Annotated in this window: 11 protein-coding genes; 3 read left to right on the top strand and 8 right to left on the bottom strand. The window is 30.9% G+C overall.

The features are described 5' to 3' along the window. Positions 1-36: 36 nt before the first annotated feature. The 3 genes from ACOQN8_RS03660 to ACOQN8_RS03650 all read left to right on the top strand — a co-directional run bounded on the left by ACOQN8_RS03660 (position 37) and on the right by ACOQN8_RS03650 (position 2,314). A complete protein-coding gene (locus tag ACOQN8_RS03660; RefSeq protein ID WP_150899934.1) occupies positions 37-1,005 on the top strand; it encodes a M23 family metallopeptidase in 969 nt (322 codons plus the stop codon). Between the two features lie 20 nt (positions 1,006-1,025). Further along, the gene (locus ACOQN8_RS03655) at positions 1,026-1,355 is read left to right on the top strand and encodes a MerR family transcriptional regulator (protein WP_150899935.1); all 330 of its coding nucleotides are present in this window, start codon (positions 1,026-1,028) and stop codon (positions 1,353-1,355) included. Positions 1,356-1,453: 98 nt separating this feature from the next. Next, positions 1,454-2,314 carry a hypothetical protein gene (locus tag ACOQN8_RS03650; protein ID WP_420551649.1) on the top strand — a complete coding sequence of 287 codons (861 nt, stop codon included), beginning with the start codon at positions 1,454-1,456 and terminating at the stop codon, positions 2,312-2,314. On the opposite strand, the gene ACOQN8_RS03645 is transcribed toward ACOQN8_RS03650, so the two are convergent. The 8 genes from ACOQN8_RS03645 to ACOQN8_RS03610 form a co-directional block, all read right to left on the bottom strand. After that, positions 2,297-2,668: a DUF423 domain-containing protein gene (locus ACOQN8_RS03645; protein WP_420551648.1), complete on the bottom strand. Its 372-nt coding sequence runs from the start codon at positions 2,666-2,668 to the stop codon at positions 2,297-2,299. The two genes, ACOQN8_RS03650 and ACOQN8_RS03645, sit on opposite strands and share 18 nt — an antisense overlap. A 64-nt stretch (positions 2,669-2,732) precedes the next feature. After that, positions 2,733-6,437, bottom strand: a complete 3,705-nt coding sequence (locus tag ACOQN8_RS03640; RefSeq protein ID WP_420551647.1) for a ShlB/FhaC/HecB family hemolysin secretion/activation protein — start codon at positions 6,435-6,437, stop codon at positions 2,733-2,735. Between the two features lie 95 nt (positions 6,438-6,532). After that, on the bottom strand, positions 6,533-7,111 hold the full coding sequence (locus ACOQN8_RS03635) for a nucleotidyltransferase family protein (protein ID WP_420551646.1): 579 nt from the start codon (positions 7,109-7,111) through the stop codon (positions 6,533-6,535). Between the two features lie 4 nt (positions 7,112-7,115). Next, the gene (locus tag ACOQN8_RS03630; protein WP_420551645.1) at positions 7,116-8,135 is read right to left on the bottom strand and encodes an XdhC family protein; all 1,020 of its coding nucleotides are present in this window, start codon (positions 8,133-8,135) and stop codon (positions 7,116-7,118) included. 26 nt (positions 8,136-8,161) lie between these two features. Beyond that, positions 8,162-9,292, bottom strand: coding sequence for an MBL fold metallo-hydrolase (locus ACOQN8_RS03625; RefSeq protein WP_420551644.1), 1,131 nt, complete (start codon positions 9,290-9,292; stop codon positions 8,162-8,164). Between the two features lie 3 nt (positions 9,293-9,295). Continuing rightward, complete coding sequence (locus ACOQN8_RS03620; protein WP_420551643.1) at positions 9,296-9,967, bottom strand: NAD-dependent epimerase/dehydratase family protein; 672 nt, start codon at positions 9,965-9,967, stop codon at positions 9,296-9,298. Between the two features lie 5 nt (positions 9,968-9,972). Continuing rightward, positions 9,973-10,881, bottom strand: coding sequence for a helix-turn-helix domain-containing protein (locus ACOQN8_RS03615; RefSeq protein WP_420551642.1), 909 nt, complete (start codon positions 10,879-10,881; stop codon positions 9,973-9,975). A gap of 50 nt (positions 10,882-10,931) precedes the next feature. Continuing rightward, positions 10,932-11,708: an SDR family NAD(P)-dependent oxidoreductase gene (locus tag ACOQN8_RS03610; RefSeq protein ID WP_420551641.1), complete on the bottom strand. Its 777-nt coding sequence runs from the start codon at positions 11,706-11,708 to the stop codon at positions 10,932-10,934. Positions 11,709-11,761 lie beyond the last annotated feature (53 nt).

Here is an 11,761-nt window from a genome sequence, read left to right as displayed (position 1 = left end):
TCGTTTAAAGAGCACAAAAATAGTACATTTAGCATTATGGCGAAAGTAAAATATTATTACGACCCAGAGACTTTATCATATCGAAAAATAGAAGCTAAAAAAAGCGAAACTTATAAGAAATCTTTTTTAGGAATTATAAGTGCTTTATTAATTGCATTTTTCGGTTTTATTGGGTTTAGCCAATTCTTAATGTCGCCTAAAGAAAGAGCTCAAAAGAGGGAGTTAGATAATTTAAAATTACATTATGAGTTACTTTCAAAGAAAATGGAAGAGAGTTCTAATGTTTTAAGAGAGTTACAAGAACGCGATAATAATATTTATAGAACTTATTTTGAAGCAAGTCCTATTCCAGAAGAACAGCGTAAAGCAGGGTTTGGTGGAGTAAATAGATATAAACATTTAGAAGGATTTGATAATTCTGAAATGGTAAAAAATGTGACTAAAGATTTAGATGTATTAGCAAAGCAAATGGTGGTACAATCTAAATCCTTAGATGAAATTGTTTCTTTAGCAAAAGAAAAAGAAAAAATGTTGGCTTCGATACCAGCTATTCAACCTGTGAAAAATGAGGATTTAAAAAGAATGGCTTCTGGTTATGGAATGCGTTTGCACCCAATATTAAAATCTTGGAGAATGCACAACGGTATGGATTTTACTGCACCAACTGGTACTCCAATTTTTGCTTCTGGAAATGGTAAGATTAAAAAAGCACATCGTAGTTCTACTTTTGGAAAAGTAGTTTATATAGATCATGGATATGGTTACGAAACTATTTATGCACACATGAGTAAGATTGTAGCTAAGAAAGGACAGAAAGTAAAACGTGGCGATTTAATCGGTTATGTTGGAAATACTGGGCGTTCTGCTGCTCCTCACTTACATTATGAAGTACACAAAAATGGGAGAGCTGTAAATCCTATTTATTATTACTATGGCGATTTAACTCCTGAAGAGTTCGTAGCAATGCAAAAAGCATCTCAACAAAAAGGACAATCTTACGATTAATCATTAATTGGCTATGAATAATGTATATTGATTTACCTGATAAAAGATATTATAAGATTGGAGAAGTAGCCAAAGCTTTTGGAGTAAATGTTTCTTTAATACGTTTTTGGGATAATGAATTTGAAGTAATTAAACCTAAAAAGAATGCAAAAGGGAATAGGTTATTTACCAAAGAAGATGTTGAAAACTTCAAATTAATATACAATTTAGTCAAAGAAAGAGGTTTTACTTTAGATGGTGCGAGGCAAAAACTAAAGAAAAATCCTAAAGAGGTTGTTAATAACCACGAAATTATTAGTCGATTAGAAGCGGTTAAAGCTGAATTGCAAAAAATCAAGAATCAATTATAATAAAAAATAGAAAATGTAGTTGCTTACTTTAAGTAATTAGATTGTTGTGTTTTTCTAACTCATACAATTTAGAAATTGTTAATTCAACTCATTTTATAATGATAAAAAAAAGCCTAATTCTACTATCATTTTTGTTAATTGCTAGTTGTCAAAATTTTGGACAGTTAAAAGTATTAGCCAGTTTACCCGATATTTTAGAAGAAGTTTCTGGAGTTCAAAAAATTAAGAATTCAGATTTATTATGGATGCTTAATGATAGTGGGAATGCTCCTGTTATTTACGGTGTTGATACCAAAGGAAATATTATAAGAGAAATAGTTGTAAACGCTAAAAACCACGATTGGGAAGATCTTACTTCTGATGATGAAGGGAACTTGTATATTGCTGATTTTGGTAATAATGGTAACAAGAGAAAGAATTTAAAAATCTTGAAAATTAAGAATGAAGATTTATTAAATAATGATGAGGTTGATGTTGAAAAAATAAAGTTCTCATATCCTAATCAGGAAAAGTTTCCACCTAAAAAGAAGAAACGTTTTTTTGATGCTGAAAGCTTGTTGTATAAAGATGGTTCGTTATACATTTTTACTAAAAGCAGAGTAAAAGGAAACTACGGAGAAACTAGTTTATATAAAATTCCAGCAGTAAAAGGACGTTACACAGCAAAATATGTTTCATCTTTTGAAGCTTGTAGCGATTTTCATTGTTGGATTACTTCCGCAGCAATATCACCAGATGGGAAAAAGATTGTTTTGTTAAATCACCAATCGGTTTATGTATTTACAAATTTTACAGGTGATAATTTTATGTCAGGAGATGTAAAAGAATTTCCTTTAGGACATGTTTCTCAAAAAGAGAGTGTTGCTTTTAAAGATAACAATACCCTCTTTATTGCTGATGAGAGAGACCATTTAGAAGGAGGAATGTTGTATGAGTTTAGCTTAAATAAAGCTCAATAACATCATTGCCCAACCAACAATTAATAATAAGCCGCCTAAAGGAGTAATTGGCCCTAAAAACTTCATTTTTTTACCTTTTGCATCAGACAATACCAAACCGTAAATGCTAAAAGAAAAAAGGATGATTCCTAAAATAAAAGACCAACCCATTAATTGATTTGGAGTAGAAAAGTTTGTACCTACAAAAAGCAATACAATTGCATGATACATTTGATATTTTACTCCAGTTTCAAACGATTTTAATTGATCGTCTGATAATATCTTTTTTAAAGCATGTGCTCCAAAAGCACCAAGAATTACAGCTAACATTCCGAAAATAGCTCCAGAAATTAATATAGTTTGTTGTGTTATCATAAGAAGAAAAAAGACTTTACGAATGCAATGTAAAGTCTTTATATTTTAAGTTAATAATTACGAATTAAAAAGAGAATCCAATTCCGAAGGCAAATCTGTCTTCGTTAGAGTTTCCTTGGAAATATGAGATATTCATGGTGAATAAATCGATACCACTTAACCAAACAGATCCACCATAACTTGTATGCCAAGTAGTAGAGTTTGGAGAGTATGGAGACCAAACACGTCCATAATCAAATCCTCCAGTGATTCCTATTTTCATTGGTATAATACCAGTGTTTAAGCGTCCAAAACGTAAACGTAAATCATTTGAATGGTAAAAGCTTTCTGTACCAGTAAAACGTTGACGATTAAAACCTCTTAAGCTTTTATCTCCACCTAAAGTTGCTCCTTGGTAAAATTCAAATCTATTTCCAATATTGATGTGAGTTCCAATTTCTGAAGCAAAAACTAAAGAACGGTTTTGTACTAAGTTTTGATAAAAAGCTAATGAACTTTTAATGTATCCAAAACGTCTATCAAAATCATCCGACTTTGTTTTAGCTCCAATAGATGCTTCAAAATTCATTCCTTTCGTAGGAAAACTAGCATTATCTACTCGATTGTGGGTAAAGCTTAATTCACCACCTAAGAAATAATTTGTATCGAAAATATTAATTGGTGATTGATTAAAATTGGTAATATTTCTATTTGGAGTGTTTTGAATTTCATAACCTTCAACAGAAGCTGATAGTTTTACAATACTACCACCTCTAAGCCTTCTTAATAATGAAGGAGTAAAGCTTAATTCGCTTCTTTTTACTCTATAAAAATCTAAATCCTCATCCATGTCTCCAGTAGGCATTAAGAATGAAGAGTCATTCCCCCATCCAAAGAAGTTGATAGAATAATTGTCGCTAGTAACTTTTGCTTTTAAATGTAAACTCCAGTTTCCAATAAATTCAGTAAACTCTCCATTGTATTCTACATCATAACCACTTGTTGATGAGTAATAATTTGCAGAAACTATATGTTGACTTCCAAATGGGCGTTTTTTAAATCCTTGTTTGGTATATGTAAGCGTAGCTCCGAAAAAGAAACCATCATCAGGGTTACTTCCTATATTAGGGAAAACTACGGTTGTGTTATTGTTAATATCACGGTGATTGTACGTGTTTTTGAAATAATTATCAGAACGTAAATCGGCAGTTTCAGAACTTGGATTTACCGTGTTTTTCTTCGATTTGTAATCGTAGATTTTTGTTTTCTTGCTCCATCCAGAAACTTTAGAATCATCTGTATAAACATCATGATCTTGTCCTCCAATGATTCGTAGTAAAATACCATCATTTACATCTCCTGAAATTAAAAATTCATCATCACCATTTAAACCATATAATTGTACTTCTTTAGTTTCTTTTGTTTTAAATGTACGATTGTAAATTTCGTTATCTTTTCTAAATACAGTTACATTGGTTTCATCATCATTTAAACGTTTGATAATAAATTTATCTTTTTTATCAGTTCCAACTACATAAACAATTTTTGCTTGTTTTTCGTAATAACGTTTAGCTATATCTTTTAACTTGTTTCTACGTGCTTTTATTTTAGCTATGGTTTCTTCACCATCAATATCATAAATAGATTTAGGTAATTGTTTAATAGCATTTTCAATTACTTCATCGGTTAAGTTCTTTTGAATGTAATCGGCTTGTTTATACCAATCGTCTAGAGTTAATTTATTTAAAAATTCAGCATCAAAGAATCGAGGGTAATTGTTGTACCATTTCATGTCTTTAATATCATCTTCAAAAGTTTGCATGTTTTTTACTAAAGGAGCAAACTGTTGAAAAAGTGGAATCATAACTCCATCAAATTTAGAAAAAGGTTGATCTCTATCTCTTGGAATAGGGCGATAAAAAGTTTTTCCATCATCAGTTTTAAAAGAAGCCCAGCGCCATTGGTCTTCGTGCCTATCCCAGTCACCAATAATCATGTCAAACAAACGAGAACGTATAGCCCAATCTTGATCTACTGAGTGTTTACCATTCTTTCTTATTTTCTCTAAAACATCAAAGGTGTTTACTATTTTCTTTGAGTTTCCAAAGTTGTCTAATTCGCTCCTATCTCCAGCAGGACGTTCTTCTAGTAAGTATAAACTTCCTCCAAAAATATCATTGTATTGCCCTAAAATTGGTTGTTTAGGCATGTAATATAACTTAGGATTGGTATGGTAAATATTTACCGATTTAGCCATATCTGGAATAACAAATGCTGCATAAGGATGCGACATGGTAAAGATATCCTGAACTACATCTACTAAAAATGTACCTTTTAAAATACCACCCATAATACGACTTCCATCTTTTACAATAGATCGTAAAACATATTGTTTACCATCTGGATTTTCTAATCGTAGTGAGTTGGTTTGGTTTCCTCCACCTCTTCGAATTGGTTTTAAACCACCGTAAACTTTGTCAAGTTCTAAAACAGGAACTTTTACCTTTTTGCCATATTTTTCTCTATGTAAATCTCCCCACATAAATTTATGGAAGCCACTTACTTCTGTACTTTCTTTATCATAAATAGATGTTTCTACGAATTCTTTGTGAGCGTCATATTCTGGGAAGCTATTATACTCTTGTGTTTTTTTAGGTTTTATAATTTCCTTGCTAAATAATAATTTGTTTCCATCTTTTTCATTTGCCGAATAAAATTCAACAATAGCAGAACCATCTGTATAATAATTTAAAATAGCATATCCATGATTTCCATAAGTAAATTGAGCTCCATAGTTTGCTAAGGCAGCTGACTCTTTTGAACCTGAACCGCTAATTATTTGTTTGAATTTCCCGTAATTAAGAATGTTTTCGTCTACTGGGTTGTCTTCAATATATTGTAAATTGTGTTCATGACCAGATACAAAAACAATATTTTGTCTAAAATCACCAGCAATAGTTTGTAGTTGTTTTACAAAATCAGTGTAGTTTTTATTAAAAATATCGGTTTGAATTCCTACATGAGTACGTAATCCGTTTTTTAATGTTCCTAAAATAGGAAATGGTTTCATATGGTCTTTAAAAGAATAACTTCCTCCATGAGGTCCATTACTAAACATTGGGTGATGCATTGCTACCACAACATTTTTGTAACGGTTCTTTTTAAATAACCCCCAAACTTCATCAATAAAACGTTCACGTGTTTTAATATCACAGTCTTCGTTAATAGTAGGGTGTTTGTCCCAATCGGCAATAAACCAACGGCTATCAATAATAATTAATGTTATATCGTCGTTTATTTCAACCTTTTTTAAGCCACAACCATCTTCTGGTAAAAAAGAATTTTTACCTAAGGCTTTTTCTACTATTTTTTCTTGACGCTTTAATCCTTTTAATCCGTTGTACCAATCGTGATTCCCAGGGATAAAAATTGGTTTCCCTTTGAAGTCTTTTACAGCATCAATTTGTGTTTGTATTCTATGTTCAGCTAAGGCTCTTTCTTTACTACTTTTTTTAGGTACTCCATAAGGATATACATTATCACCCAAAAATAAAGCTGTCGAATTTTTATCTGATTTGTTTAAGGCTTCTTGAAAGTAGGTTAATGACGGGATTGTTTTTCCCATTTCTGCATTACCTGCATCTCCAATCAAATAAAAGGAATGTGCTATTTTTTTATTGGTAGTTACTGTTTTTGGAGCTGTCTTATCAGCATACTTTGCATTGTAAGAAGCACAACCAATCAGCAACATAATTGTTATAAAATATAGAAATGATTTTACTGAATTCATGGTTCGGTGTTTAGTAGTGTAAATTTACCTCTTTTTTACCATTAGAGCTACAAAGTGGCTATAAAATAAACGGTTTTAGTAGCTTGTTTTAAATGCTAAGAATCGATTAAGTTTTTATAATCTTTAAGTGTATCAATATCAATCAAATTAGTTGGAGGCATTTTAATAATTGCAGAAAGATTTTCTTTTAAAAAAATCTTTGCACCATTGTCTCCTTTTAATGTTTTTAAATCATTAAAATATGCTTTTGGAAAAACTACAGGAACTCCTGCTTTTTCATTATAGTTTGAAGCTATAATTTTTTCTGGATTTTCAGAGGATATTTTGATTAACTCATTAAGATATTCGCTTGTAATATTTGGTTGATCTACCAACATAATCAATACATTGTCATAGTTTTCTTCAACTTGAAGTATGCCTGCAATTATACTTGAGCTTAGCCCTTTTTTATAATTCGGATTTGTAATAATAGGAACTTCGTTTTTCTGTACTATTTTCTCTAAAGTTTTTTTATTAGCTCCCAAAACACAAAAAACACTATTAGCATTTGATTGTGTTGCGGTTTTAAGAGACCAACCTAAAAGAGTTGTTTTTTTATATGGGAGTGCTTGTTTTATAGTTCCCATTCTTGATGAACTTCCTGCTGCTAATAAGATAATTGCGGTTTTTTGCATATAGTTAACTATGAATTCGACCTGTTACTTTTTTTAATGAGAACACCTCTTTTTTACGAATTACTGATAGTATTTCTGCTAAAATAGACAAGGCTATTTCTTCGGGTGTTTCTGCGCCAATGTTTAATCCGGCTGGGGTATGGATTTTTTCAAGGAAATTGTCGGATACTTCAGGAGAAAATTCAAACAGCTCATTGAATAGTTTTTCTCGTCGTTTGGCTGCTCCTAAAATTCCTATATAAACAGGGTTTTGTTCTTGTAGTTTAATTAACCAACGTAGGTCGTATGTGAAATTATGATTCATAATAACCACAGCTGTATCTTGGTTAATGTTTTTCAAATCGATAACTTCTGGAGTTTGTGCTATTACCGATTTTGCTCCTGGAAAATCAGATAATTGTTTTGGGTCTTTAATTGATGTAACTACATCAACTTCCCAGCTTAGTTGTACAGCTTGTTTGCATAGTTTTACAGCATCGTGTTCTCCTCCAATAATTAATAAACGAAATAAGGGAGATAAGGTTTGAGAGAATACTTGTAAATCTTTAAAGTTTGCAGGTTCATTTCCTTCAAAAAAAGAAAAATTTTTATTGTTTTGAAATTTAATTATAGAACTAAAATTACCATATGCTTCATCTTCTTTTTTATAAAAAGATTGAATATTAAATGATTCTCTATTTTCTAAACTGTTGGTAAATACATTTATAAATTCTGAAGAAATTTTGAAAGGCTCTAGTAGTATATATAAAATACCTTCACAACCTAATCGATAGCGACCATCGTAAGTTATTATTTTAGATACTCCAGTTTCAAAAACTGTTTGTGCTCTTCTTTGTACTTCCTTTTCTACACAACCACCACTTACTGCACCTATCATGTTTCCATCGGAAGAAAGTAACATCCTAACACCAGGTTTTCTATAGGAAGATCCATCTAAATCAACTACAGTAGCCAAAACATTATGAATGTTGTTTTGTTGGTTTCGTATAGTTTGTTGAATAATTTCTTTGAATTCGTATGTCATAAGCCATCAATTTACAAAAAGTATTTTTATTCGTTATTCCACCATGTTGAATACGCTTTAATTTTATCTTCAATTATGATTGGTTCACCTATTTTAGGAACAACTAAAGGTAAGTTGAGCTCCGCTGCTTTTTTTGAAACCCTTATAACAGGATCGTTCCAATCGTGCATAGCTAAACGAAAAGCTCCCCAGTGAATAGGCATCATTTTTTTTGCTTGTACATCTATTCCTGCCTGTACAGTTTCTTCTGGCATCATATGTATTTCAGGCCACATTTTATTGTATTGTCCACATTCCATTAAGGCTAAGTCAAAAGGACCATATTTGTTTCCAATTTCTTTAAAATGCGAATTGTAACCGCTATCTCCACTGAAAAATAAATTATCTGTTTCAGTTTTAATAACCCAAGAACTCCATAATGTACTTCCGTTATTTTCGAATCTTCTTCCCGAAAAATGTTGGGAAGGAGTACAAACAAATTTTATGTTTTTATAATCAATTTCTTGCCACCAATCTAGTTCAGTAATTTTATTATCAGGTATTCCCCAAGCTTTTAAATGTGTACTAACTCCTAAAGGAACGATATAATGTGCTACTTTATTTTTTAAACGTTTAATAGATTCATAATCTAAATGATCGTAATGATCGTGTGAAATTAGAATAACGTCTATTTTGGGAAGCTGTTCAATTTCAATTGGAATTTCTTTATTAAATCTTCGCTGTGCATCTCTTGAAATAGGAGAAGGCATTTCTGTGAGCATTGGATCTATTAGAATGTTTTTATTATTGGTTTGTAATAAAAATGCTGAATGTCCAAACCAAAGAAGTCTAGTTGCTTCTTTATAATTAGCAATATTAGTAGAATCAGCTTTTAATATTGGAAGTTCTTTTTTAGGTTTAGCATTCGGAAATTTTTCAAACAACATTTGTTTTAAAATACCTATGGTTTTGTCAAATGTCATTTTTTGCTCTATCCCTCCAATATTATGAAATTTACCGTTTTTATAGTTTTTAGATTTTACATATTCTGCTTGCAATTCTTTTGAAACATTTCCTCCAAATACTGGATTAAAATTAACAAATAGTAGGTATGCAATTATAAAAATTGCAATTATTGAAATAACTGCGATTGTCATTTTTTTTAAAAGTTTTTTCATGAGTTAAGAAAGCTTTTCAGCTAAGACATTTATGTCTTTATTTTCTAAATGTTTTAAGGTTTGTGTATGATGTAAAGAGTTTATCATCGCTAAACCGATTTTTGTAGTAGTTGTAATGTTTTTTGATTTTTTCATTAAACCAAAAAAAGGAGTTAGAAGTATATAAATAATACTATACCAGTTGGTTCTCGATTTGATTCCTTTTTCTGGAATGATGGCTCCAGGGCGAAATGCATAAGCATCTTTAAATCCTTTGTTAAAAATATAATTTTCAGTTTTCCCTTTTACACGAGCCCACATACTACTTCCATTTTCTGAGCTATCTGTTCCAGCACCAGAAACGTAATTGAAAACCATATTTGGATTTATTTTATGCAAAACATCAGCAAAAACCTTGACAATATTGAATGTAATTTGTGTGTATTTTTCTTCGTTCATTCCTACGGAAGAAATCCCCATACAAAAGAAACAAGCATCATAGCCTATCAATTTATCTTTGATAGATGTTAGTTGTGAAAAGTCTTTTAGTAAAACTTCTTCTAACTTTGAGTGTTGGATATTTAAAGTAGAACGATTAATAACCAATACTTTTTCAATATTGACATCATCTAAACATTCTAATAATACGCCTTTTCCTACCATACCGGTAGATCCCGTAATAATTACTCTTTTCATGATTTTTAATTTTGAGATCTGTATTTTGCGGGGCTTGTTCCTGTTTGTTTTTTAAAAAGTTTGCTGAAATGTTGTGGGTATTCAAAACCTAAATCGTAAGCAATTTCACTAACAGAATCTGTTGTGCCTAATAGTTTATTTTTTGCTTTGTTTACTACAAAAGCATAAATATGATCTTTAGCACTTTTCCCTGTTTCTTTTTTTAATAAATCACTTAAATAGTTTGGAGACATGTTTAATTGTTCGCCACAATACTTTACCGATGGAAGTCCCAGTTTTGAAGGTTTGTCTGATGAAAAATATTCACGAAGTAATATTGCGAGTTCTGTTACATGATCTTGATGAAGATTGGTACGAACATAAAATTGACGGTCGTAATAACGATTACAATAATCTAAAATAAGTTCAAGGGTAGATATAATTAACTTCTGACTATGCTTATCGATATTCTGATTAATTTCTAATTCAATTTTTTGTACTAAGTCGGTTAATATATCTTTTTCCTCTTCAGATAAGTGTAGTGCTTCGTGTACTTCGTAATCAAAAAATGAATATTGATTTATCGTTTTACCTAATTCAGATTTCCTAATTAAGTCTGGGTGGAATATTAGGGTCCATCCTTTAGCATCCTTGGCTACTTTTTTTTCTTCTATTGAAACTACTTGATTAGGTTTAGAGAAAACCATTGTTCCTTCTTGAAAGTCATAATTGTTACGTCCATATCCCATTACACCTTCAATACCATCTTTTAGAGATACTGTAAATAGATCAGAATTATATTTAATACCATAAAATTGACTAAAATCTGGGAAATCTTTAGCCCACATAATGGCAATTAATGGGTGTTTCGGAGCTGGTGAACCAAAGGTTTTATTAATTTCAGTAATAGATTTTATATGAATTATTTCTTTCATGTCTCTTTAAACGCTAATCAAGTTTTAATTTATAATACAATATACACTATTTAGACTTCTTGCATTTTGCGTATTTGTTTTAAGATGGTCTTTTTAGGTGTAAAAGGAATTGATTTCATCATTAACTTTTGGCTAAAAGTTAATCCAGAAACAACGTCTAATTTCCCTTGTTCCATTGCTTTATAACCATCTTCAGCTACAGATTTTGCAGTTACAGTTTTTTCAAATAATCCTGTTTCATCCATGCCAGAAGTTTTTGCAAATTCAGTTTCAGTAGCGCCAGGCATTAAGTTGGTTACAGTAACGTTGGTATCGTGCAATTCTTCTGCAATAGCATTACTTAAAAAAGTAACATATGATTTAGTTGCAAAGTAAATAGCTTGTAAAGGCCCAGGCATAAAAGAAGCTGTTGATGAAGTATTTAAGATTTTACCTCTATTGCGAGCTACCATTGCTGGTAAAAATAAATACATTAACTCTGTTAAAGCAACCATATTTAAGTTTATCATTTGTTGTTGACGTTCCCAAGGCAATTCATGGAATTTACCACGTAAACCAAAACCTGCATTGTTTATTAAGAACTCAACCTGAACGTTCATTTCTTGAATTTCATTATATAGTTCTTTAACTGCATTTGGTATGCTTAAATCTTTAGCTATGGTTATAACGGTGATGCCGAATTTTACTTCTAATTCAATTTTAAGTTCTTCTAATTTATCTAACCTTCTAGCAACCAGAATTAGATCTCTTTTTTTTTGAGCATGAATTATAGCTAATTCTTTCCCAATTCCACTACTAGCTCCAGTGATTAATGCTACTTTTTTCATGATATATGTTTTTATGTTTTATTTAATTGTTGTTTACAATGCAAAATTATTGT

The sequence above is a fragment of the Tenacibaculum aiptasiae genome (assembly GCF_965221665.1).
Classification (GTDB): domain Bacteria; phylum Bacteroidota; class Bacteroidia; order Flavobacteriales; family Flavobacteriaceae; genus Polaribacter; species Polaribacter aiptasiae.
The sequence above is the reverse complement of the archived record's forward strand: the minus strand, read 5'-3'. Positions and strand labels throughout refer to the sequence as shown.

What these genes read in the sequence shown, in the direction of transcription:
- ACOQN8_RS03660 (WP_150899934.1), top strand. Translation starts at nt 37, where the DNA reads ATGGCGAAAGTAAAATATTATTACGACCCAGAGACTTTATCATATCGA.
- ACOQN8_RS03655 (WP_150899935.1), top strand. Translation starts at nt 1,026, where the DNA reads ATGTATATTGATTTACCTGATAAAAGATATTATAAGATTGGAGAAGTA.
- ACOQN8_RS03650 (WP_420551649.1), top strand. Translation starts at nt 1,454, where the DNA reads ATGATAAAAAAAAGCCTAATTCTACTATCATTTTTGTTAATTGCTAGT.
- ACOQN8_RS03645 (WP_420551648.1), bottom strand. Translation starts at nt 2,668, where the DNA reads ATGATAACACAACAAACTATATTAATTTCTGGAGCTATTTTCGGAATG.
- ACOQN8_RS03640 (WP_420551647.1), bottom strand. Translation starts at nt 6,437, where the DNA reads ATGAATTCAGTAAAATCATTTCTATATTTTATAACAATTATGTTGCTG.
- ACOQN8_RS03635 (WP_420551646.1), bottom strand. Translation starts at nt 7,111, where the DNA reads ATGCAAAAAACCGCAATTATCTTATTAGCAGCAGGAAGTTCATCAAGA.
- ACOQN8_RS03630 (WP_420551645.1), bottom strand. Translation starts at nt 8,135, where the DNA reads ATGACATACGAATTCAAAGAAATTATTCAACAAACTATACGAAACCAA.
- ACOQN8_RS03625 (WP_420551644.1), bottom strand. Translation starts at nt 9,292, where the DNA reads ATGAAAAAACTTTTAAAAAAAATGACAATCGCAGTTATTTCAATAATT.
- ACOQN8_RS03620 (WP_420551643.1), bottom strand. Translation starts at nt 9,967, where the DNA reads ATGAAAAGAGTAATTATTACGGGATCTACCGGTATGGTAGGAAAAGGC.
- ACOQN8_RS03615 (WP_420551642.1), bottom strand. Translation starts at nt 10,881, where the DNA reads ATGAAAGAAATAATTCATATAAAATCTATTACTGAAATTAATAAAACC.
- ACOQN8_RS03610 (WP_420551641.1), bottom strand. Translation starts at nt 11,708, where the DNA reads ATGAAAAAAGTAGCATTAATCACTGGAGCTAGTAGTGGAATTGGGAAA.